This window comes from Streptomyces sp. NPDC090022, from assembly GCF_044748145.1.
Taxonomy (GTDB): domain Bacteria; phylum Actinomycetota; class Actinomycetes; order Streptomycetales; family Streptomycetaceae; genus Streptomyces.
Window position 1 is genome coordinate 14,421 of record NZ_JBIVFN010000043.1, and the last position, 20,483, is coordinate 34,903.

The following is a 20,483-nucleotide window of genomic DNA, read 5'->3' on the forward strand; positions in this document are numbered from 1 at the left end:
CGCCTCCAACGGTTCGTGCTCCAGGGGTACGACAGGTGGTTCGGACGGCTCAGATGGTGATGCCGCCGTCGATCTGCAGGACGGCGCCGGTGATGTACGCGGCCCGGTCCGAGACCAGGTAGGCGACCAGGTCGGCGACCTCCTCCGCGGTGCCCATGCGGCGCAGCGGGATCGAGGAGAGGGCCTCCTTGCGGGCCTTGTCGTTCATCGCGGCGACCATGTCGGTCTCGATGAAGCCGGGGGCGACCGCGTTGACGCGGATGCCGGCGCGGCCGGTCTCCTTGGCCAGGGCCCGGGAGAAGCCGATGATCCCGGCCTTGGAGGCGGAGTAGTTGGTCTGGGTGCCGTGGCCGTAGACCCCGGCGACCGAGGAGATGTTGACGATGGCGCCGCCGCGGCGCTTCATCATCCCGAAGACCACCGCGCGGCACACGTGGTAGACGCCGTCCAGGTTGGTGTCCAGGACCTCGCGCCACTGCTCGTCCTCCATCAGGACCAGCGGGTTGTCGCGGGTGATGCCGGCGGCGGTGACGGCCGCGGCGACGGGGCCGAGCGCCTCCTCGGTGGTCTCGATCCAGGCGCGTACGGCGGCTCCGTCGGCGACGTCGACGCGGGTGCCGACGACCCGCACCCCGTACTCCTGGCCGGTCTTCTCCAGGGAGCGGGCGGCCTCGTCGTCGGAGCGGTAGCAGAAGGCGACGTCGAATCCGTCGCGCGCGAGCGCCGTGACGGTGGCCCGGCCGATGCCGCGCGATCCGCCGGTGACCAGGGCCACCCGGGGTGTGGTGTCGGACATGTCTCGTCGTCTCCTCAGACGGTGGCCGGGCGCAGGGCCGCGGCGGGGCGGAAGGCCATGACGATGCGGCCCACGGTCATCACCGTCTCGCCGGCCGAGCGGCTCTCGCCCTCGAACAGCAGGGTGTCGTCGACCTTGCGGTCCAGGCGCACGCGGTGCTCCAGGACCTCGCCGGGCAGGACCGGGCGGTGGAACTCGACGCCGGTCATGCCGCCGAAGAGCATCACCTGGCCGTCGAGGACGTCCGGGTTGGGGTCGTCCCAGGTGGCCAGCACCCCGGCGGACTGGCACCAGGACTCCACGAGCAGGGAGGCCGGGTAGGCGAAGTCCTCGTCGGGGGTGTCCGCGCCGAGCCGCTCGTACCAGGGCTCGTTGCAGGTGACCGCCTTGAGGGCGATCAGGTGCTCGCCGGGGACCACGTCGATCACGCGGTCCACCAGGAGCATCGGGAAGCGGTGGGGCAGCCGGGCCCGGATGTCGCGCTGGCCGATCACGCCGCCGCCCCCGTCGACGTCGCCGCGGGCAGGGCCGCGGTGGCCGGTACGGCGTAGCGCAGCCGGACGGCGGCCGCGGGGCCGCGCCCGGTGGTCAGCTTGGCCCGTACCTGCCAGTCGCCGGCCGGGGTCTGCTTCCACGTCAGGGCGATGTCGACCTGGTCGCCGGGGAAGACGGGTCCGGTGAAGCGGGTGGACTCCACGGCGGCCAGCGCGGTGCCGCGGGCGCCGGCCGGCAGCGTGGCGTCGGCGCTCTGCCGGGCGCACTCCACCAGGCAGACCCCGGGGAAGATGGGGAAGCCGGGGTAGTGGCCCGGCAGCACGGTCTCGGTGCCGGCCACCGTGAAGCGGGCCGCGGTCGCCGCCGCGCCCTCGGCGGGCAGCACCTCGACCGCGGCGCGCAGGGGGCTCGCGGCGGGCATCAGGCCGCTCCGGGCGCGGCGAGGCGGGCGCTGAGCAGGTCGTACGCGCTCTGCAGGGTGACGATGTTCTTGAGGTCGGACTCCGGCAGCTTGATGCCGTACTTCTTCTCCAGCACGACGACGACCTCCAGGGCCATCAGCGAGTCGACCTCCAGGTCGTCGACGAACAGGACGTCGTCGCCGACCTCGCTCACGTCGACGTCCAGCACCTGGGCGACCAGGGCGCGCAGTTCTTCCTTGTCCAGCACGGTGTCCAGCACGGTGTTCCTGTCCTTTCGGGGGGCGGTTCGGGGGTCCGCGCGGGTCAGCGCAGGGCCAGCAGGGCGCAGCCGACGGTGCCGGTACGGTCCACGGAGGTGATCACGCCGATCCGGCCGGCCGCGCCGGCGGCGGGGTCCTCGGCGTACGACAGCAGGGCGGCGGCCTGGAAGGCGGCCGCGGCGGCGCCGGTGTCCCCGATCAGCGGGGTGGGCGTCAGGTCGGCGTACTCCACCGCCCCGAACACCTCGCGTACCGCCTCGGCCTCGCCCTCCCCCTCGCGGCCGGGGGCCCCGGAGCGGGCGACGGCGGCCACGGCGGCCGCCTCGACGCCGGCCCGGCGCAGGGCCGCGCGCAGGGTGGAGACCAGGGCGGGGCGGGGGTCGCCGTCGAGGACCACGCCGAGTTCGACGGCGAGGAGTTCGGCGAGGACGGGCTGGCCGGCGTCCTGCGGCGTGTGCGGTTCGACGAGCAGCATGGCGCAGCCCTCGCCGAGGGCCGGGGCGGCCTCGGTGCCCCGGTCGGCGCTGTGGTGCTCCAGCCAGGCGCGGGCCTGGCTGAACTCCTCGGCGGCCCCGCACAGCACGGTACGGGCGCGGCCGGAGCCGAGCAGCCGGCGCGAGTAGTTCAGGGCGTGCAGGCCGGCGGTGCGCCCGCCGGCGATGGTGGCGTTGGGGCCCTTGAGGTTGAACCAGATGGCGCTCTGGCCGGCGGCGCAGTTCATCACCGTGTTGGGGAAGCGGGCCGGGTCGACGAAGAAGGGCTGGTCGCCGGTGAGGGAGTCGCGGGTGAAGTCCATCATCGACTGGGCGCTGCCGGTGGTGGTGCCCAGCGCGAAGGCGGCGCCCTCGCCGGTGCCCACGCCGCGGTTGCGGGCGGAGTCGTCCAGCAGGGAGCCCGCGGCGGCGACGGCGAGGCCGGTGACCCGGTCCATGGAGCGGGTGCCCTTCTTGCCGAGCACCTCGCGGACGGAGAAGCCGGGCACGACGTGGCCGACGCCGTCGGGGGTGGTGCCGTGCTCGGGGCCGAGTTCGGTGACGGTGCCGCGCCGCTCCCGCAGGCCCTCGGTGAAGGCGGTCCGGCCGATGCCGTACGGCGACACGGCCGACCAGGCGGTGATCACCGGGCGTCCGGCTGCCGTGGTGGGGGTGGTCATGGCCGTCACGATGTCCTTCCGTAGTCAGGTGCAGGGGTCACAGCGGGCGGGCGGTCAGAGGAAGAAGACCAGCCGGTAGTCGCCCCAGTGCTCGGCGGTCTCGCCGGCGCGGGTCACCCCGACGCCCTCGATCAGGGGGCGGGGCGAGCGGAGGGCCGCGACGTCGGGCTCCTCCACCCGGACGCGGACCCCGAGGTCCAGCAGGGTGCGCAGCCCCTTGCGGGGGTCGGTGAGGGTGTCCACCGTCCGGCCGCCGAACCGCAAGCCGGGCACCGGGCCCGCGTCCAGCGCGTAGCCCACCGCGGAGCCGCGCAGCAGGATGTCCAGTCCGCCGAGCTGCCGGTGCAGTTCGGTGGCGAGGTAGAGCTCGTCGAAGAACTGCTTCTCCAGCGCGCCGCGGTAGCCGCGTTCCACGATGGCGAGCACGCGGCCGTCCATCAGATCCCTCCCAGGTGCAGGGTCTTGCCGGCGGCGGCCACATTGGCGGCGTAGCCCGCCGGCGGGCGCAGGACCACCTGGGGCAGGTGGTCCACCGCCCCCCGGTCGTCGCTGCAGAACCGGCAGCCGTACCAGTACAGCCGGCCTTCCCAGGTCGTGAGCATGTCCTCGACCACGGCCGCGGTGGAGGGGTACTCGCCGTTCCAGTCGGCCAGGTTGCGCGGCTTGTCGCTGCCGAGCGTGCGCTGCGTGAGCATGGTCGCGTAGCCGCAGGTCCACACCTGTACGGTGGCACCGCGCTCCAGGAGGGACTGGGTCAGCCGCAGGGCGCTGGTGACCTGGTCCGACGCGTGGGGGGCACCCATGAGGGTGATGAGCACGTCCGTGTGCGGGATCTGCCTGGCCACTTAGTGCCACACCACCTTGACGGCCGGATCGAGGATCCAGCCGGCCACCACGTCCATGCCGACGACGCGCAGTTCGGGGCGCAGGGCAGCGGTGTCCAGACCGTGCTGGGCGAGGGAGAAGCTGTCGGCGGCGAGCACCCCGCCCTCCTTCTGGAACCGGTCCAGGTCGGTGTCGCTGCCGGGGACGGCGAGGACGACCCCGTCCTGGACCAGGAAGAGGAGCGCCGACTGCCCGGTGATCACCTGGGTGACCGCGTCGCGCCGGAAACCGGCGTCCTGCGCGACGCGGCCCTGGCTCTCGATGAGCAGCAGCCGGGGGGTGCCGCTCTCCCAGATCTCGCTCACGCCGCCGGCGCCCCGTTGATCGCGTCGAGCACGTGCTGGTCGAAGCTGACCAGGCTCCAGTCGCGGCGGTTCTCGATGACGGCGTAGCCGTGCACGATGCGGCCGGTGGCGGTCTTGACCAGGTTGCCGTCGCGCAGCACGTAGAAGTCCATGCGCGAGGTGTAGGTGAAGTCCTTGAAGACCTCCTCGACGGTGTAGACCGTGTAGAGGTCCTCCTCCATCAGCGCCTCGTCGAGGATGCGGATGTCGGAGCGGGGCACGACCGGGATCCAGCGGCGGTCGTCGAGCAGGGTCTTGATGGAGATGCCGCGGTCGGCGACGAAGCGGTCCTTGCCCTCCTCCATCAGGCGCAGGTAGCCGGACATCTGGATGCGCTCGGTGAAGTGGCAGTACGGGTACGGGATGTTCCACTTCCAGGCGTACGCGTTCTCGCCGGCGGTGAGGGAGGCGAGGATCTCCTCCTCGGCCGGGGCCGCGGCGGGCGCCTCGCGCTCCAGGTCGTCGCCGAGGGTGGCGACCGCGAAGCGGGCGAGGAGCTCGGGGATCTCGCCGGCCGCCTCCAGGTAGGTGTCGACGCGCAGGCTGACGCGGACCTTGGAGGTGACGGCCTTGAGGGTCTCGCCGTCGCGCTCGAACCGGATGGTGATCTTGAACCCGATGGTCGCGTCGTCATCCTTCGTCCACGGCACCACCTCGGCCTCGGCGACGTCGTCCATGTGGAAGGCGTGCAGGATGCGGCTGTCGATGGAGACCAGGTCCAGGCCCAGGCCGTGCTCCTCGTACAGGGCGCGGGCGGGCAGCCCGGCCTGCCGGAAGTGGTCCAGGACCGCTTCCTCGACGAGGTAGTTGACGTGCTTGAAGCCGATCCAGGTGCAGATGTTGGACCCCTCGTAGCGGGGGCGCACCGTGGTGGTGGTCGCGGTGGTGAGCAGCGCCTTGACGGCGGTGTCCGTGACGAGGGTCATCGCTGGAGCTCCAGGGCGTCGGTGAGGGCCCTCCCGCGCTGCGCGGCCGGACCCAGGGTGGTGTGGACGAACTCGCTCACCGCGGCGGCGAAGTCCCGCGCCGCGTCGAGCATGGGGAAGTGCCCGGTGCCGGGCAGGACGCGGGCGACCGCGTCCGGGAGGGCCCCGGCGAGGCGGACGCCCTCCTCGGGGCGGGCGGCGAAGTCGCTCTCGCCGCCGATCACCAGGGTCGGGACCGTGATCCGGCCGGTGTCGAGGGAGGGGGTGCGCAGGTACAGGTCGAAGAACCGGAACCAGCCGTAGGGGCCGACCCGGTCGCGGACCCGCTCCCCCATGGCCTGCCGGATGTCGGCGGGCACCCGGTCGCCCGCGTGGGCCCGGATCCCCTCCTCCATGATCAGGTGGAAGTCGTTGAGGTAGTACGAGATCGTGGCCCAGTCGAACTGCTCGGCGCGGGACCGGTAGAAGGGCGAGACCAGGACCAGGGCGCGGATGCCGAACTGGCGCAGGCCGTCGGCGCCGCCGCGGGCCTTCTGGTCCAGCAGGTCGAGCAGGACGTTGGCCGCCATGGAGTGGGCGACGACCACCTCGGCCCCGCCCGGTACCGCCTCCAGCGCCTTGGCCAGCCAGCCGCGCAGGTTGGGCCGCTCGCCCCAGTCGGCGATCGTCTCCGTCCGCCAGGGCAGCCGGGCCGTCCACAGCTGGTACGTCGCGGGCAGCTCGGGCAGCGCCCGCTCCCAGACGCTGTCGTTGGCGGCCAGACCGTGCAGCAGCAGGACCCGGGGGCCGCCGTGGCCCTCGGTGCGCCGCTCGACGGCCACCGGGCGCAGGTCCACGTGGGTGTTCACCACGGCTTCCTCCTCCGTGCTCACGCCGCGCGCGGGGCGAGGAGCAGCAGGTCGGCGCCGGCGTCGCCGTCGGCGCTGCCGGCCACCGCCTGGACGGGGCCGCGCTCGCCGGAGTCGAAGAGGCCGACCGCGGCGGCGACCTGGAGCAGGCCGTCGGCGCCGGAGGCGGTGCCCAGGTGCGCGGGCAGCTCCCAGCGGCGGCCGTCCCCGGCGGGCCCGGCGGCGCCCCGGTGGTAGCGGCCCACCACGGCCCGTACGGTCGCCGAGCGGGCGTCGGCGGCGGCCGCGGACTCCAGGAGCAGGGCGGCGCCGCCGTCGACCGCGTGCCGGCCGCCGAGCAGGCGGCGTACGACCTCGTTGTCGGGTTCGACGCCGAGGACCAGGACGCGTTCGGTGCGGCCGGCCGCGATCATGGTGACGGCCCAGTGCACGGCGTCCAGGCCGGAGGTCTCGCCGTTGCAGACCATCAGGTTGGGGCCGCGCAGCCCGTAGCGGATGGCCGCCGAGGAGGCGATGACGTTGCTGGAGGCGTTGGGCAGGTCCATCGGGGAGGTGCCCGTGACGGTCTCCTCGCGCAGGGTGTCCAGGGCGCGGGCGACGGTGTCGAGGTTGCCGAAGTTGGAGCTGGCGACCACGCCGACGCTGGCGGCCGGCACGTTGATGCCGTCCTTCTCGTCGGCGCCGAGCAGGCCCGCGTCGCGCAGCGCGGCGGCGGTCAGGGCGTAGCCGAGCTGGGTGGCGCGGTCCTTGTAGCGCAGGCCCTTCTTCCCGACGTGGGCGGCGGGTTCGACGGGGGCGCCGCCGGCCGCGGGGCCGTCGGCCAGGGCGCGTACGGTGTCGGCGCCCGGCAGCAGGACGGCGGCGCCGGTGATCACCACCGTGGTGGCGGCGGTGCGGGCTGGGTCGGTGGTCTGTGTCGTCATCGGACGCCCTCCACTATGGCGACGGCGTTGATGCCGCCGAATCCGAAGGCGTTGAGCTGCGCCACCCTCAGGGGCTGGTCCTCGGCCGGCTGCCCGGTGACGAAGCGGAAGGGCGCGGCCTCCTCGACCGGCTCCTCCAGGCCCACGGTCGGCGGCACCCGGCCCTCGTTCAGGGCGCGGACGCCCACGATCAGGTTGATCAGGCCGGACGCCCCGGAGGTGTGTCCGGTCATGGACTTCACGGCGGTCATCAGCGGCACCGAGGCGTCGTCGCCGAGCACGTCGGCGAGCGCGGTGGCCTCCGCCTCGTCGTTGAGGAGGGTGCCGGTGCCGTGCAGCATCACCAGGTCCACGTCGGACGGCTTGACGCCGGCGAGCCGGTGGGCGTCGCGCATGGCCTCGGCGATGCCCTCCGGGGAGGGCGCGGTGACGTGGTAGGCGTCGCAGTTGACGGCGACGCCGCGCAGGTGGCCGTGGACCCGGCGGGCGCCCTCGGCGGTGCGGCGGAGCACGATCGCGGCGGCGCCGTCGCCCATCAGGACACCGGTGCGGTTGCGGTCGAAGGGCCGGACCCGGTCGGGCGGGGTGGGGTGGACGCGCTCCAGGAGCCCGTACATCGACTCGGTCAGGACGTCGACACCGGCGACGATCACGGTGTCGGGCGCGTCATCGCCCTCCTGGTCCAGCAGGTCGCTGCCGAGCGCGAGGGCGTAGAGGGAGGCGGAGCAGGCGTTGGAGAAGGTGTGCGTGACGTCGGCGTTGAAACGTTCCTTCAGGCCGGTGCCGAAGTGCAGGCCGGAGTCCGCGAACGGCGATCCGTCGCGCCACCACAGCTCCAGCGAGCGCAGCTCGCGCAGGCCCGTGCCGACCAGGACGGGGATGCCGGAGAGGTCCTCGCCCAGGCCCGCGTCGGCGGCGGCCTGCGCGATGGCCTCGTGCAGCAGCCGGCTGGCCCGGCCGGGGACGTCCTGGCCGACGGCCGGGCGGTCGTCGACCTCGTAGGCGTGCTGCGCCCGGAACCTGGTGCGGTCGAAGCCGCGCAGCTCGGCGCGGCCGCTGACGCCCGCGCACAGGTTCTCGAAGAGTTCACCGACACCGGAGCCGGTGGCGGCGACGGCGCCCATCCCGATGATGGGGCGGATCGTCATGACGACTCCTTGATCGCGTCGTACCGGCCGAGCAGTACCGCCGCGTTGTTGCCCCCGAAGGCGAGACCGTTGTTCTGGACGATCCGCAGGTCGGCCTCGACCGCCTGGTTCGGTACGCAGTCGACGTCGCACTCGGGGTCGGTGGTGACATGGTTGATGGTGGGGGGGATGAAACGGTTCTGGATGGCCAGGGCGCAGCCGATCGCGCCGAGGGCGCTGGCGGCGCCCATGCTGTGGCCGAGCATCGACTTCATGGACACGGTGCGGGGCGGGGTGTCCCCGAAGACCTGGCGGATGGCGCCCGCCTCGGTGATGTCGTTGGCCTTGGTGCCCGTGCCGTGCGCCGAGATGAGGTCCACCTCGTGCGGCTTGACACCGGCGTTGTCCAGGGCGAGGCGCATCAGTTCGGCGACGCTGTCGCGGTCGGGGGCGACCTGGTGGTGGGCGTCGCAGTTGAGGCCGTAGCCGAGGACCTCGGCGTAGATGGTGGCGCCGCGCTCCAGGGCGGAGTCCAGGCGCTCCAGGACCAGGACGCCCGCGCCCTCGCCGGTGAGGATGCCCTTGCGGTCGATGTCGAAGGGCTGGCAGCGGTCGGGGGCGATGGTGCCCAGCCGGTAGAAGCCGGTGAAGGTCTTGCGGCACATCGCGTCCGCGCCGCCGCAGAAGGCGAACTCCGCCTCGCCGGAGCTGACGGCGTCGAAGCCGTAGCCGATGGCGTAGTTGCCCGCCGAGCAGGCGGTCGGGATGGTGAGCGCCTCCACGTCGGTCAGGCCCAGCTCCTGGGCGATGGCCACCGAGAGCCGCCCGGCCGGCACCCGCCGGGCGGCCGTGGGGTCGAACGCACCGGCGCCCGCGGCGATCTCGTGCTCGACCAGCTGGTCGAGGTCGTGGCTCTCGCCGTCCGTGGTGCCGATGGAGATCAGTCCGCGCCTGCCGCGCAGCTGCGTCAGATCGAGGCCCGAGTCCTCCAGGGCCATCCGGGCAGCGGCCGTGGAGAACTGCGCGGCCCTGCCGAGCTGTTCCACGTCCAGCGTGGTGATCCATTCGCGCGGGTCGAAATCGGTGATCTCGCACCCGTTCGCGTGGGCGAAGCCCTCCGTGTCGAACACGGAAATGGGCCGGGCACCGCTGCGGCCTTCACGGAGTCCCTGGAGGAACTCTTTCGCGCCGAGTCCGATGCTGGACACCACTCCCAGTCCGGTCAGGACCACCCGGTGCCGCTCCGGCCGGGTGTGGCCGGTGCCGCGCTCTGCCGCCGTCATGGCAATTCTCCCCATCCGTCGCAGCGCCGATTTCCCTACCAGCCGGCCGGCTCCGAGACGACCTCGTAGACGCCCTTGAGGTTCACCATGCGGGGCAGCTCGCTCTGGTTGATCACGATGCCGAACTCCTTCTCGAGAGCGGCGAGGATCTCGATGGCGCGGAGGGAGTCGGCGTCGTGGTCCTCCTTGAAAAGGCTGACCTCGGTGACCTCGTCCTCCTCGATCTCGAGAATGTCGCAGACGATTTCCTTGATGGTCTCGATACGCTCGTCGCGGATAGCAGTCGTCACGCTGATTCCCCTTATCGGATTCGCCGCCACAAGCGCGGCACAGTTTCTCGCTGTGGAAATGGTGGGGGCGGGCGTTCTTTTCTCACAACGACGGCTGCAACAAGCTGCCATCGGTGCGGTTGATATTCAGGTGCCGGGCCGGCCGGCGGGGAGGAGTTCCCCGGTGCCTCGCAGCAAGGCGTCACCCAGGGACGCGGCGGCGGCCGCGGTACGGCTCCACAGCCGCCGGTCGGGGGTGTCGGGCATACGGGCCCCGGGGCCGGTCAGCACCAGCGCCGCGACGACCGGGCCGCCCGCCGCGCGCACCGGCAGGGCGTAGGAGACGGCGCGCGCCTCCATGGGGTCGAGGCCGTAGGCCCAGCCGCGGCGGCGTACGGCGGCCAGCAGGGCCGGGGTGAACCGGGCGCGCCGCAGCCCCTCGTACAGTTCCTCCGGCTCCGCCCAGGCGTAGAGCACCTGGGCGCCGGGCCCTGCCGAGGCCGGGCGGGCGGTGCCGACGGCGGCCGGGTCGCCGACCACCGTGTCGACGGAGGAGGCGATGCAGATCTGCACCCCGCCGCGGCGGCGGAAGAGCCGGGCCGGCAGGCCGGTACGGTCGGCCAGCTCGGCCAGGACCGGCCCGGCGGCCTCGGCGAGGCGGTCGTGGCGGGCCTCGACGGCCAGGTCGCCGAGGCGGGGGCCGAGCACGAAGCGGCCCCGGGCGTCGCGGGTGAGCAGACCGAGCCGCTCCAGGGCGACCGCGATCCGGTGGGTGGTGGGACGCGACATCCCGCCGCGCGTGACCAGGTCGGCCAGGTGGGCCGGGCCGCTCTCCACGATCTCCAGAAGGACCGACGCCTTGTCCAGGACCCCGACACCGCTCAGGGGCCGCGACCGCGGGACGGTGGTCGTCACCGCTGCGCGGCCAGCCGTGCGCGGATGTCCCCGACGAGTTCGGCCTCACGGTCCATGAGGTAGAAGTGGCCGCCGGGCAGCGTCTTCAGCTCGAATCCGTACGGGGAGATGCCCGACCACGCCGCGACGTCGGCGGCGGGGATGTCGGGGTCGCTGTCGCCGACGTAGCCGACCACGGGGCAGGGCAGCGGCAGGCCCGGGCGGGCGGCGTAGCGGGCGACGGCGGTGAAGTCGGCGCGGATGGCGGGGAGGACCAGTTCGCGCAGGTCCGGGTCGTCCAGCAGGGCGGAGTCGGTGCCGCCGAGCCGCTTGACCTCCTCGACGATCGCGTCGTCGTCGCCGAGGGCGGCGGTGCGCGGGGTGAGCAGGTGGGGGGCCTTGCGGCAGGAGACCATCAGCAGGTGGGGGCGCACCCCGTGGCGGCGCGGCAGGGCGAGCGCGATCTCGTAGGCCAGGGTGGCGCCCATGCTGTGTCCGAAGAGGGCCAGGGGGGCGTCGAGGTAGGGCTCCAGCTCCTCGGTGAGGGCCGCGGCGAGCTCCTCCAGTGACGTCCAGGGCTCCTCGGCGATGCGCTCCTGACGTCCCGGGTAGCGGACGGTGAGCACCTCGACGTCGTCGCCGAAGGCGTGCCCCCAGGTGTGGAAGAAGCTGGCCGAACCGCCTGCGTGCGGCAGACACAGCAGCCGCAGCCGCGGCGCCGCCGCGGTGGTGTAGCGGCGCAGCCAGATGCTCTCGGTGCCAAGTCGCATGGCGGGTGGTCTCCTCCTCGTGTCGGGCGCGTTCCGCCGGTGCGGGCTCGGCGGACGTCAGGCGTCCAGGGCGGACGGGGTGTCCAGGGCGTCCAGGGCGGACGGGGTGTCCAGGGACACGACCTCGGTGTCCGGGGCGATCCTGCGGATCAGGCCGGCCAGGGTGCGGCCGGGGCCGATCTCGACCAGCCGGCGGCAGCCGAGCGGGCCGGTGAGGGTGCGTACGCCGGGCTCCCACAGCACCGGCGAGACGAGCTGACGGGTGGCGAGCTCGGGCCAGTCGCCGGCGCCGGTGTGACTGCGGGCGTCGACGCCGGCCACCACCGGCAGGTGCGCGGGGGCGAAGGCGGTGTCCGCCAGGGCGGTCCGCAGGGCCTGCGCGGCCGGCGCCATGTAGGGGCTGTGGAAGGCGCCGCCGACCTGGAGCCGGATCATCTTGGCGCCGATCGAGGGGGCTTCGGCCTCGATCCGGTCGACGGCCTCCGGGGAGCCGGAGACCACGGTCTGGCCGGGCGCGTTGACGTTGGCCACCCAGACGTCGAAGCCGTCCGCGCGGACCCGGCCGGTGAGGGCCTCGACCTCCGCCAGCGGGGCCGCGACCAGGACGCCCATGGTGCCGGGGCGTTCCTCGGCGGCCGCGCGCATGGCCCGGCCACGGGTGGCCACCAGCGCGGCGGCGGCGCCGAGGGTCAGCGCTCCGGCGGCCGTCAGGGCGGCGTACTCGCCCAGGCTGTGTCCGGCGCAGGCGACCACGTCGCCGTGCGCGGCGAGCGTGCCGCGGCGGACCGCCTCGGCGTGGGCGACGACCGTCACCGTGAACACGGTCAGCTGGGCCAGGTCGGTGCGCCGGAGCCGCTCGTCGGGCGTGTCGAGCAGCAGGGCGGGCAGGTGCTCCCCGGTGACGTCGGAGATCTCCTCGGTGATCTTCCACGACGGGGTGTCCCGCCAGGGTGCCCCCATCGCCGCCTTCTGCGTTCCCTGCCCGGGAAACACCAGCCCTGTCGGCATTCGATCCATGGGTCCGCCTTCCGCGCCGTATTCACCGGGGGCACGGGGATCCGTCGTCGCCGCTTCTTCGCGACGTACGGACCCCCGCGCGCCGGCGGCATGCAGGTCGGGGGTTTCTCCATGCCACCGGGAAGGGATCCGAGGGCTCGCGGGAGCCCCGTCCCCTTTCCTGGCGTCATACAAGTGCCGGCCGCGGGCGGGCGGCAACCGCGCTTTCAGGAAGCTGCCAGCCGGCCTCAGCCGCGGGGTGCGGCGGGCGGCAGCAGTCCCAGTTCGGCGGCGCGGACCCCGGCCTGGAAGCGGGAGCTGGCGCCGAGGAGTGCCATGATCTCCGCGACGTGCCGCCGGTAGGTGCGGACCGAGACGGTCAGCTCCCGGGCGGCGACCTCGTCGGTGACGCCGGCGCGCAGGGCACCGAGGATCTGCCGGGCGAGCGCGGCCCGGTCGCGGTCGCCGAAGACGATGCGCTCCCCGGCGGGCACCGCGTTCCCCCACAGGCTCTCGAACAGGGTGTCCAGGGTGTGCAGGACCTCGGGGGCGCGGATCAGCGACGCCCGTACTCCGGCGGCCGATTCGGCCATCACCAGGGCGGTGGTGCCGTCGACCAGCAGGGCCTGCAGCGGGGGGACCCGGGCCACCCGGATGGCCACGGGCCGCTCCAGCGCGAGCTGTTCACGCACGAAGTCCTCGTCGATCAGGGCCGGGCTGGTCAGCAGCCGTACCGAGACCGCGTCGGCCGCCGAGTAGATCAGCTCCCGCTCGACGCGGGCGCCGCGGGCCGCCTCCTCCTCCGCGCCCGGCAGCCGCGCGTCCACGATGTCGATGGTGCGGACCGCTCCCCGGATGAGGGAGGCGGCTGCGTGCAGCACCGGCGCGTAGCCGCCCTCGACCGTGGTGATCTGCTGGGCCCTGATACTGCGGTCGCGGTGGATGGCCACGGTCGACTCGATCAGGGCCCGCACTTCCAGCAGTGCTTGTTCGAGTTCGTCCTCTGGACCGTTGGACACGCCCGTTCACCATTTCCCCGTTGGTGTTACATGTTGCAGCGCGGTCCGCCCCGCGGAGCGGACCACGTGTTCTCCTTCGCCACTCGTCGGACTACTCCGCGAGCAGCCCCAGTTCCACGGCCCGCACCCCGGCCTGGAAGCGGGAGGTGGCGCCGAGGTCGCGCATGATCTCGGCGACGTGCCGCCGGTAGGTCCGCAGGGAGACGCCGAGCTCGCGCGAGGCGGCTTCGTCGGTCTGGCCGTCGCGCAGCCGCTCCAGGATCCGCCGGGTGAGGTCACTGCGCAGCTTCGGTCCGAGGGCCAGGTGGTCCTCCAGCTTGCGGCCGCGCGACCAGGCCCCGGCGAAGAGCAGTTCCAGTGCCCGTACGGCGGCGGGATCGCTGACCAGGGTCGCCTGGCCGGTGGCGCCGCCGGCGGCGGCGCGCACCAGCGCCGAGGCACCGTCGACCACGACGATGTCGCGCAGTTCGGCCTCGCAGACCCGGATCTCGAAGCGCGCCCCGCGGCGCCGGGTGAAGGCGGCCATGGAGACGTCGGCGACGTCGGGGGTGCACAGCAGCCGCACCACGAGGCCGTCCTCGAGCAGGGCGAGCGCCTGGCGGGCGATGTGCTCGAAGGCGTCCTTGCCGCGGATCGCGACGCAGACCGAGTGCCGGGCACCGCGGACGAGGTTCTCGACGGCCTCCGCGATCACGGCGACGTCGGTGTGCGGCGCGGCGGGCCCCCGGGAAGGACTCTTGCGGTAGAGGGACACCGTCGATTCGATCAGGGCCCGGGCTTGCAGCAGGCTCTGCTCCACATACGCGGCGTGGTCCGCCGGGACGCCGGACTCTCCTTCTCTCGTAACCTCTTCCACCCCTGGGCTTCCGTGCGCGTGAATCGCGGTACCGGACACTGCGTCCCCCTTTGGCCGAAGCATGACCTGCCTCCCCCGATCCGCGGATTCAACTGTTTAGTTGAAAACTTTCCAGCGTCAATCGAGCAGCTCACCAGGCCGACCCTAGATCCCTGGCTCGGAGCCAGTCAATAAGATCCAGGCGGCCGCAAGACAAGAGCGGCATATGTCAAGACCCGACTTTTCCGGGTGCGCGCCGACATATATCCGGCCGCTCTGGCAGCATCCTGCATCCGCCGACCGGAACGCTTCCCACCGATTCCGGTTACTTCACCTGGCGTACCCCTGCCGTCACCATCCGTGGCATCACTGTCCGGTTCCGGCCAACCCGGCTGCCCGCAAGCCCCCTCGAGCAGGCTTCGAGCCTACGGTGAGCGCTGTGACGACACGCCACACGGGGACCGCAGACATCACTGGTGCGCCACTGTTCGAAACCGCCGACGCCATCGCGTGGTGGTGGTCCGTGCCCACCGGCCGGTACCGCCTCGCCGACCTGGACCTTCTCGACAGCAACGAGTTGACACGAATTCAGCAAATGAAATCGGAACAGGCGCGGACGGAGTTCGTCACCTGCCGCGCGGCAGTCCGCCGGGTGCTTTCCGGCCTCCTCGACGTGCCCGCCACGGACATCGCCCTGGGCCGCACGCCGTGTCCGGGCTGCGGTGCCGCCGACCACGGCCCGCCGGCCGTGCGCTTTCCGGTGACGCCGTGGCGGATCAGCATCGCCCACACCGCGGGACTGGGGCTGCTGGCGCTGTCCCCCTTCCGGGTCGGGGTCGACGTCGAGCGGCTGCGGCCCCTGGACGTGGCGGAGATCGGCGGGCCGGTGCTCAGCGGGGCCGAGCGGCGGGAGTTGCGCGCGCTGCCGTACGGGACGGCGCGGACCACCGGCTTCCTGCGGTGCTGGACGCGCAAGGAGGCCGTGCTCAAGGCCGTCGGCGTCGGGATCACAGCCGATCTGACCGCCCTGGAGACCCGGTTCTGGGAGCAGGGCCCCGCGCACGTCGCCACGACCGGTCCCGGCTCCCCCGCCACCTGGCGGGTGGCGGACGTACCCGTGCCGCAGGGCTGGATCGCCTCCCTCGCGCTGCCGGCGGGCGCCGACCGGCCGCTGTCGGTCCGCCCCCTCTGACCTTCCGCACCGGCCCGCCCCTTCCGGGCCGGACCGGGGGCAGCCGACCGCCCCCTTCCCTCGTCACGGGACCCTCCTCCCGTCCCCCCACGCCCTGTTCGCCGCAGCCGGAGGTCCGCTCCGGCGTGCCCCGAGGCCAGGAGACCGACGACCGTGCCTTCCCCCCAGCCCCTCCCAACCCTCCAGACTCTTCAGCCTCTCCAGACACCTCAGCCCCTTCCGGGTCCCGAGCCCCTCCAGTCCCTCCCGGCTTCCCCCGCTTCCCCGGCTTCCCCGGCCACGCTCGCCGACCTGCTGCTGACCGCCGTCGAGCGGCACCCCCACAGCGGCCTGCGCCACTGCCTCGGCGCCGCCGACGGCGCATGGCTCGACCAGAGCCACGCCGGGCTGCTCGCCGAGGCGCGCCGGATCCTGACCGGGCTGCGCGGCCGGGGGCTGCGCCCCGGTGACCGGGTCCTGCTGGTCCTGGAGGGGTCGCAGGAGTTCCTGCCCGCCTTCTGGGCCGCCGTGCTCGGCGGCTTCATACCGTGCCCGATGACCGCGCGGGGCGGCGACGCGGAGCGCTGGGCCGCCCAGTTGCGCCACGTCGTCCGGCTGCTGGACGGTCCGCTCACCGTCACCACCGCCGCCACGGCGGCAACGCTCCCGCCCGTCGAGGGCCTGCGGGTGGCCGCGTTGGAGGAGCTGTACGGCGACCCGGCCACCGACACGCACCGGGCCGCCCCGGCCGACACCGCCCTCCTGATGCTGACCTCCGGGTCGACCAGCAGTTCCAAGGCGGTCGTGCTCAGCCACGCCAACCTGCTGGCGTCCATGGCCGCCAAGAACGGCCACCACCGGCTCACCGCGGCCGACACCACCTTGAACTGGGTCTCCTTCGACCATGTGGCGGCGCTCCTGGAATGCCACCTGCTGCCGCTGTCCACCGGCAGCCGTCAGCTGCACGTCCCCGCGTCCGTGGTGCTCGACGATCCGCCGGAGTTCCTGCGGCTGGTCTCCCGGCACGGCGTGAGCATGACGTTCACGCCCAACTTCCTGCTGGGGCTGATCAATGCGGCCGCCGACCGGGAGGGTCTGGACGCCGCCCGGCTCGATCTCAGCCGGCTGCGGCACATCGTCAGCGGCGGTGAGGCCGTGGTGGTCGCCACCGGCGAAACGTTCCTGGAGCGCCTCGCGCCGTACGGCCTGGCCGGCGACGCCCTGTGGCCGGCCTTCGGGATGACCGAGACCTGCGCCGGCAGCGTGTACTCGCGCGGGGCCTTCCCCGGGGCGGACCGCGGCGCCGAGTTCGCGAGCCTCGGCACAGCGGTCGGGGGCCTGCGGATGCGGGTGGTGGACGCCGAGGACCGGGAGCTGCCCGCGGGCGAGGTCGGCGAGCTCCAGCTCAGCGGCCCGATGGTCACCGGCGGCTACTGGAACGACCCCGGGGCGACCGCCGCCGCCTTCACCGCCGACGGCTGGTTCCGCAGCGGCGACCTCGGCCGGATCGACGGCGGCCGGCTGACCCTGGCCGGGCGCACCAAGGACAGCGTCATCGTCAACGGCGTCAACTACTTCAGCCACGACATCGAGGCCGCCCTCGAACAGCTCGACGGCGTGGCCCGCTCGTACGTCGCCGCCTTCCCCACCCGCCCGGCCGGCAGCGACACCGAGCAGCTCGTGATCGCCTTCCGCCCCGACCTGCCCGCCGGGGACGAGGCGGGGCTGCACCGCGTGCTCACCGCCGTCCGCGCCACCGTGGTGATGCACTGGGGGTTCCGCCCCGCGCTGGTCCTGCCGCTGCCGGCGGAGGCCTTCCCGAAGACCAGCCTCGGCAAGATCCAGCGGGCGCTGATGCGGGCCCGCCTGGAAGCCGGCGCCTACGAGGACGAGCGGCGCGCGGCGGCGGACCTGACGCTGCGGATGCTGGGCGGCCACACCGCGCCCGAGGGCCCCGTCGAGCGGGCGCTCGCGGAGATCTACGCCGAGCTGTTCGACGTCGACCCGGCCACGATCAGCGCCACCGCCGGCTTCTTCGACCTGGGCGGCACCTCGCTGGACATCCTGCGGCTGCGCGCCAAGGTGGCGCAGCGCCTCGGGATCGCGGGACTGGAGGTCATCACCGTGCTGACCGCGCCGACGGTCCGCGCCCTGGCCGCCCGGCTCACCGGGACGGACGGCACGGACGGCACGTACGGCACGACCGGGACGGACGCCGGGCGCACCGGGGCGCCCGGCCGCCCGTACGAGCCGCTGGTGCCGATGCAGACGGGCGGCACCAAGACCCCGCTGTTCTGCGTCCACCCCGGGGTCGGCGAGGTGCTCGTCTTCGTCAACCTCGCCCGCTACTTCGTCGGCGACCGCCCCTTCTACGCGCTGCGCGCCCGCGGCTTCAACGAGGGCGAGAAGCCGTTCGTCTCCTTCGAGCAGATGGTGGACGCCTACGTGGACGCGATCCGGGCGCGCCAGCCGCACGGCCCGTACGCGGTGGCCGGGTACTCGTACGGCGCCGCGGTGGCCTTCGAGATCGCCAAGGTCCTGGAGTCCGAGGGCGAGCGGGTCGACTTCGTCGGCAGCTTCAACCTGCCGCCGCACATCAAGTACCGGATGGACCAGCTGGACTTCGTGGACACCGCCGCCCACCTGGCCTTCTTCCTGGAGCTGATCGACGCCGCGCAGACGGCCGAGCTCCCGGACCGGCTGCGGCACCTGCCCCGGGAGGAGCAGGTGGCCCGGCTGATCGCGCTCGCGCCGCGCCGCCGGCTGGCCGAACTCGACCTGGACGAGGACAGGTTCGCGGCCTGGGCGGAGCTCGCCGACACCCTCACCGGCCTCGGCCGCGGCTACACGCCGAGCGGGACGGTGCGGTCGATGAGCGTCTTCCACGCGACCCCGCTGCACGGGACGCGCGAGGACTGGCTGAACAACGAGCTGCGCCGCTGGGACGAGCACACCACCGGGCCGAACCGGTACCTGGAGGTGCCCGGCGAGCACTACACCCTGATGGGCCCGCGGCACGTCGCGGTCTTCCAGGGAATCCTGCGCCGGGAACTGGACCGCGCGCTGGCCGGGGCCGACGCGCTCCACGCGGGGCGCACGACGGCATGACGAGCATCACAGGCATCACAGGCATCACGAGCATCACGGGGGAGCACAGCATGCGGGGCAAGAAGATCCTGATCACCGGCGGTACCGGACAGGTCGCGCGGCCGGTCGCGCAGGCGCTGGCCGAGCACAACGAGGTCTGGTGCCTGGGCCGCTTCGGCACACCGGGCGCGGAGGCGGAACTCCAGGAGTACGGCGTCACCACCTGGCACTGGGACATGGCCGACCCCTCAGAGCACGCGCTCAAGGGCGTGCCCGAGGACTTCACGCACGTCCTGCACTCGGCCGTACGCCGCGGCGAGGACGGCGACTTCAACGCGACCGCCGAGATCAACGCGGTGGCCACCGGACGGCTGATGGCGCACTGCCGGATCGCCGAATCGTTTCTGTACGTCTCGACGGGCGCCCTGTACGCCCGGCAGACGCTGGACCACGCCTACACCGAGGACGACCCGGTCGACGGCAGCGCCGCCTGGCTGCCCGCCTACCCGATGGGCAAGCTCGCCACCGAGGGCGCGGTGCGCGCCTTCGCCCGGGTGCTGGGCCTGCCGACCACCATCGCCCGCCTGAACATCGCCTACGGGCCGGGCAGTTACGGCGGCGTCCCGATGCTCTACTTCCAGGCGATGCTGGCCGGGCGGCCCCTCGCGGTACCGCTGGAGGGCCAGAACTGGTGCTCCCCCCTCTACACCGACGACCTCGTCGCGCAGGTGCCGCCGCTGTGGCGGGCCGCGTCCGTGCCCGCCACGCTCGTCAACTGGGGCGGCGACCAGGCGGTGGGCGTCACCGACCTGGTCCGGCACATGGAGGAGCTGACCGGGGTCGAGGCACGGCTCGTACCGAGCGAGATCACCCGGGAGACCTACGCCTTCGACCCGGCGCTGCGCCGGCTGCTCACCGGGCCGTGCCGGGTCGACTGGCGGGACGGTGTCGAACGCACCCTGCGGGCCCTGCACCCGGCCCACGTCGGCCACTGACGACAACACCCACACGAAGCGACGAACGGGGACGACGCGCGATGATACGAGAGCACACCGACACCGGCCGGGCCACGGCGACGGACACCGACGCGAACGTGGCGCTGGTCCGGCGCGCCTACCGCGCCTTCCACGACCGTGACGTACCGGCCCTGCTGGCCACCCTGGACCCGGGCGTGGAGTGGGTGCACCCGGACGGCATGGCGGACTACGGCCTCGGCGGCACCAAGCACGGCCACGCGGGCGTCCGGGACTTCCTCTCCCGGGTGCCGGCCGTGCTGGGCGGCATGCGTCTGGAGCCGCAGGAGTTCGTGGCGGCCGCGGACCGGGTGGTGGTCTTCGGCGTCCGACAGGTCACCTCGGTCCGCGGCACGACGCGGACGCTGCCCTTCATCCACTCCTGGACCCTGCGGGACGGGACCGCCGTACGGATGGAGGACGTCTTCGACACGGTCGTCTTCCACCGGCTCATCGAGAGCTGAGCGTTAACGCCGTTAACGGTCCGGCCCGTTGCCGGCCGTCCCGTCAGGACGGGCTGGGGGTGAGGGCGAGCGCCTGGAGGTACTGGATCGCCGAGGCGATCCGCGCGGCGATCTCGCCCGGCCCCGCGGTCGGGGGTACGTCGAGGGTGTCGGCGCCGGTGTACGCGGCGCCGGTGGTGTGGATGGTCAGCGAGAGCGGGGCGCCGGGGTCGGAGAAGGCGACCCGGAACGACAGCTGCTCGGTGTCGATGTGGACCTCGTCCTGCACGCACGAGAGCCGCAGGAGGCCGTCGATCCGCGGTTCGACCAGGTGGCGGGCGAGCCGGATGGCCCGGCCCTGGATACGGATGGGGTGATCAGAGGCGGGCATCGGGAGGTCCTCCGGGCTCGGTCATGCCGGCTGCGAGGGTGGTGCCGTCGGCCGGGTCGATGAGCAGGAAGGACCCGGTGCGCCGGGAGTCGGCGTACGCGTCGAGCGCGAGCGGCTCGGCGGTGCGCACGAC

The 20,483-nt window shown here is 73.3% G+C and carries 24 protein-coding genes and 1 pseudogene; 4 read left to right on the top strand and 21 right to left on the bottom strand.

Going from position 1 to position 20,483, the window contains the following annotated elements; genetic code table 11:
* Positions 1 to 49: 49 nt before the first annotated feature.
* From fabG to ACIPXB_RS36690, 19 genes are all read right to left on the bottom strand, one after another.
* Entirely contained in the window at positions 50 to 796 is a 747-nt protein-coding gene (gene fabG / locus ACIPXB_RS36600; protein WP_401457248.1) for a 3-oxoacyl-[acyl-carrier-protein] reductase, read from the bottom strand.
* A 14-nt stretch (positions 797 to 810) separates the two neighbouring features.
* Entirely contained in the window at positions 811 to 1,290 is a 480-nt protein-coding gene (locus tag ACIPXB_RS36605; RefSeq protein ID WP_401457250.1) for a 3-hydroxyacyl-ACP dehydratase FabZ family protein, read from the bottom strand.
* Positions 1,287 to 1,712 carry a 3-hydroxyacyl-ACP dehydratase FabZ family protein gene (locus ACIPXB_RS36610; protein WP_401457252.1) on the bottom strand — a complete coding sequence of 142 codons (426 nt, stop codon included), beginning with the start codon at positions 1,710 to 1,712 and terminating at the stop codon, positions 1,287 to 1,289. The genes ACIPXB_RS36605 and ACIPXB_RS36610 overlap by 4 nt, the downstream gene beginning before the upstream one ends.
* Positions 1,712 to 1,972, bottom strand: a complete 261-nt coding sequence (locus ACIPXB_RS36615; protein ID WP_401457255.1) for an acyl carrier protein — start codon at positions 1,970 to 1,972, stop codon at positions 1,712 to 1,714. Before ACIPXB_RS36615 ends, ACIPXB_RS36610 begins: the two co-directional genes overlap by 1 nt.
* A gap of 44 nt (positions 1,973 to 2,016) precedes the next feature.
* Entirely contained in the window at positions 2,017 to 3,126 is a 1,110-nt protein-coding gene (locus tag ACIPXB_RS36620; protein ID WP_401457257.1) for a beta-ketoacyl synthase N-terminal-like domain-containing protein, read from the bottom strand.
* Between the two features lie 54 nt (positions 3,127 to 3,180).
* Positions 3,181 to 3,564 (bottom strand): hypothetical protein, encoded by a 384-nt coding sequence (locus ACIPXB_RS36625; protein ID WP_401457258.1) that lies wholly within the window; start codon positions 3,562 to 3,564, stop codon positions 3,181 to 3,183.
* Positions 3,564 to 3,971, bottom strand: coding sequence for a hypothetical protein (locus tag ACIPXB_RS36630; protein WP_401457261.1), 408 nt, complete (start codon positions 3,969 to 3,971; stop codon positions 3,564 to 3,566). Before ACIPXB_RS36630 ends, ACIPXB_RS36625 begins: the two co-directional genes overlap by 1 nt.
* Positions 3,972 to 4,316 (bottom strand): hypothetical protein, encoded by a 345-nt coding sequence (locus tag ACIPXB_RS36635; RefSeq protein ID WP_401457263.1) that lies wholly within the window; start codon positions 4,314 to 4,316, stop codon positions 3,972 to 3,974. It abuts the gene before it with no gap.
* Positions 4,313 to 5,281: a hypothetical protein gene (locus tag ACIPXB_RS36640; RefSeq protein WP_401457265.1), complete on the bottom strand. Its 969-nt coding sequence runs from the start codon at positions 5,279 to 5,281 to the stop codon at positions 4,313 to 4,315. The genes ACIPXB_RS36635 and ACIPXB_RS36640 overlap by 4 nt, the downstream gene beginning before the upstream one ends.
* Positions 5,278 to 6,132 (bottom strand): alpha/beta fold hydrolase, encoded by an 855-nt coding sequence (locus ACIPXB_RS36645; protein WP_401457267.1) that lies wholly within the window; start codon positions 6,130 to 6,132, stop codon positions 5,278 to 5,280. The genes ACIPXB_RS36640 and ACIPXB_RS36645 overlap by 4 nt, the downstream gene beginning before the upstream one ends.
* A gap of 17 nt (positions 6,133 to 6,149) precedes the next feature.
* Positions 6,150 to 7,052: a beta-ketoacyl synthase N-terminal-like domain-containing protein gene (locus ACIPXB_RS36650; protein ID WP_401457268.1), complete on the bottom strand. Its 903-nt coding sequence runs from the start codon at positions 7,050 to 7,052 to the stop codon at positions 6,150 to 6,152.
* Positions 7,049 to 8,200 carry a beta-ketoacyl-[acyl-carrier-protein] synthase family protein gene (locus tag ACIPXB_RS36655; protein WP_401457270.1) on the bottom strand — a complete coding sequence of 384 codons (1,152 nt, stop codon included), beginning with the start codon at positions 8,198 to 8,200 and terminating at the stop codon, positions 7,049 to 7,051. Before ACIPXB_RS36655 ends, ACIPXB_RS36650 begins: the two co-directional genes overlap by 4 nt.
* On the bottom strand, positions 8,197 to 9,462 hold the full coding sequence (locus ACIPXB_RS36660; RefSeq protein ID WP_401457272.1) for a beta-ketoacyl-[acyl-carrier-protein] synthase family protein: 1,266 nt from the start codon (positions 9,460 to 9,462) through the stop codon (positions 8,197 to 8,199). The genes ACIPXB_RS36655 and ACIPXB_RS36660 overlap by 4 nt, the downstream gene beginning before the upstream one ends.
* A gap of 35 nt (positions 9,463 to 9,497) precedes the next feature.
* Entirely contained in the window at positions 9,498 to 9,752 is a 255-nt protein-coding gene (locus ACIPXB_RS36665; protein WP_401457275.1) for an acyl carrier protein, read from the bottom strand.
* A gap of 126 nt (positions 9,753 to 9,878) precedes the next feature.
* Positions 9,879 to 10,646, bottom strand: a complete 768-nt coding sequence (locus ACIPXB_RS36670) for an IclR family transcriptional regulator (RefSeq protein WP_401457277.1) — start codon at positions 10,644 to 10,646, stop codon at positions 9,879 to 9,881.
* Positions 10,643 to 11,395 carry a thioesterase II family protein gene (locus tag ACIPXB_RS36675; protein WP_401457280.1) on the bottom strand — a complete coding sequence of 251 codons (753 nt, stop codon included), beginning with the start codon at positions 11,393 to 11,395 and terminating at the stop codon, positions 10,643 to 10,645. The genes ACIPXB_RS36670 and ACIPXB_RS36675 overlap by 4 nt, the downstream gene beginning before the upstream one ends.
* 57 nt (positions 11,396 to 11,452) lie before the next feature.
* Positions 11,453 to 12,412 carry an ACP S-malonyltransferase gene (locus tag ACIPXB_RS36680; protein ID WP_401457281.1) on the bottom strand — a complete coding sequence of 320 codons (960 nt, stop codon included), beginning with the start codon at positions 12,410 to 12,412 and terminating at the stop codon, positions 11,453 to 11,455.
* A 227-nt stretch (positions 12,413 to 12,639) separates the two neighbouring features.
* Positions 12,640 to 13,410, bottom strand: coding sequence for a LuxR family transcriptional regulator (locus ACIPXB_RS36685; protein WP_401457283.1), 771 nt, complete (start codon positions 13,408 to 13,410; stop codon positions 12,640 to 12,642).
* A gap of 91 nt (positions 13,411 to 13,501) precedes the next feature.
* On the bottom strand, positions 13,502 to 14,266 hold the full coding sequence (locus tag ACIPXB_RS36690) for a DNA-binding response regulator (protein WP_401457284.1): 765 nt from the start codon (positions 14,264 to 14,266) through the stop codon (positions 13,502 to 13,504).
* A gap of 574 nt (positions 14,267 to 14,840) precedes the next feature.
* On the opposite strand from ACIPXB_RS36690, the gene ACIPXB_RS36695 reads away from it, so the two are divergent.
* The 4 genes from ACIPXB_RS36695 to ACIPXB_RS36710 all read left to right on the top strand — a co-directional run bounded on the left by ACIPXB_RS36695 (position 14,841) and on the right by ACIPXB_RS36710 (position 19,980).
* Positions 14,841 to 15,437, top strand: a complete 597-nt coding sequence (locus ACIPXB_RS36695; RefSeq protein ID WP_401457286.1) for a 4'-phosphopantetheinyl transferase family protein — start codon at positions 14,841 to 14,843, stop codon at positions 15,435 to 15,437.
* A gap of 153 nt (positions 15,438 to 15,590) precedes the next feature.
* The gene (locus ACIPXB_RS36700) at positions 15,591 to 18,524 is read left to right on the top strand and encodes an AMP-binding protein (protein WP_401457288.1); all 2,934 of its coding nucleotides are present in this window, start codon (positions 15,591 to 15,593) and stop codon (positions 18,522 to 18,524) included.
* Positions 18,525 to 18,574: 50 nt separating this feature from the next.
* A complete protein-coding gene (locus ACIPXB_RS36705) occupies positions 18,575 to 19,498 on the top strand; it encodes an NAD-dependent epimerase/dehydratase family protein (protein WP_401457295.1) in 924 nt (307 codons plus the stop codon).
* 41 nt (positions 19,499 to 19,539) lie between these two features.
* The gene (locus tag ACIPXB_RS36710; protein WP_401457290.1) at positions 19,540 to 19,980 is read left to right on the top strand and encodes a nuclear transport factor 2 family protein; all 441 of its coding nucleotides are present in this window, start codon (positions 19,540 to 19,542) and stop codon (positions 19,978 to 19,980) included.
* A gap of 43 nt (positions 19,981 to 20,023) precedes the next feature.
* On the opposite strand, the gene ACIPXB_RS36715 is transcribed toward ACIPXB_RS36710, so the two are convergent.
* Both ACIPXB_RS36715 and ACIPXB_RS36720 read right to left on the bottom strand, forming a co-directional pair.
* Entirely contained in the window at positions 20,024 to 20,350 is a 327-nt protein-coding gene (locus ACIPXB_RS36715) for a hypothetical protein (RefSeq protein WP_401457293.1), read from the bottom strand.
* A pseudogene (locus ACIPXB_RS36720) lies at positions 20,337 to 20,483 on the bottom strand (hypothetical protein); the annotation flags it as partial. The gene ACIPXB_RS36715 and the pseudogene ACIPXB_RS36720, both read right to left, overlap by 14 nt.

Bases quoted from the DNA above. Each gene is read 5' to 3' on its own strand.
- fabG (WP_401457248.1), bottom strand. From the start codon at position 796: ATGTCCGACACCACACCCCGGGTGGCCCTGGTCACCGGCGGATCGCGC.
- ACIPXB_RS36610 (WP_401457252.1), bottom strand. From the start codon at position 1,712: ATGCCCGCCGCGAGCCCCCTGCGCGCCGCGGTCGAGGTGCTGCCCGCC.
- ACIPXB_RS36620 (WP_401457257.1), bottom strand. From the start codon at position 3,126: ATGACCACCCCCACCACGGCAGCCGGACGCCCGGTGATCACCGCCTGG.
- ACIPXB_RS36625 (WP_401457258.1), bottom strand. From the start codon at position 3,564: ATGGACGGCCGCGTGCTCGCCATCGTGGAACGCGGCTACCGCGGCGCG.
- ACIPXB_RS36640 (WP_401457265.1), bottom strand. From the start codon at position 5,281: ATGACCCTCGTCACGGACACCGCCGTCAAGGCGCTGCTCACCACCGCG.
- ACIPXB_RS36650 (WP_401457268.1), bottom strand. From the start codon at position 7,052: ATGACGACACAGACCACCGACCCAGCCCGCACCGCCGCCACCACGGTG.
- ACIPXB_RS36655 (WP_401457270.1), bottom strand. From the start codon at position 8,200: ATGACGATCCGCCCCATCATCGGGATGGGCGCCGTCGCCGCCACCGGC.
- ACIPXB_RS36660 (WP_401457272.1), bottom strand. From the start codon at position 9,462: ATGACGGCGGCAGAGCGCGGCACCGGCCACACCCGGCCGGAGCGGCAC.
- ACIPXB_RS36675 (WP_401457280.1), bottom strand. From the start codon at position 11,395: ATGCGACTTGGCACCGAGAGCATCTGGCTGCGCCGCTACACCACCGCG.
- ACIPXB_RS36680 (WP_401457281.1), bottom strand. From the start codon at position 12,412: ATGGATCGAATGCCGACAGGGCTGGTGTTTCCCGGGCAGGGAACGCAG.
- ACIPXB_RS36695 (WP_401457286.1), top strand. From the start codon at position 14,841: ATGAAATCGGAACAGGCGCGGACGGAGTTCGTCACCTGCCGCGCGGCA.
- ACIPXB_RS36705 (WP_401457295.1), top strand. From the start codon at position 18,575: ATGCGGGGCAAGAAGATCCTGATCACCGGCGGTACCGGACAGGTCGCG.
- ACIPXB_RS36710 (WP_401457290.1), top strand. From the start codon at position 19,540: ATGATACGAGAGCACACCGACACCGGCCGGGCCACGGCGACGGACACC.
- ACIPXB_RS36715 (WP_401457293.1), bottom strand. From the start codon at position 20,350: ATGCCCGCCTCTGATCACCCCATCCGTATCCAGGGCCGGGCCATCCGG.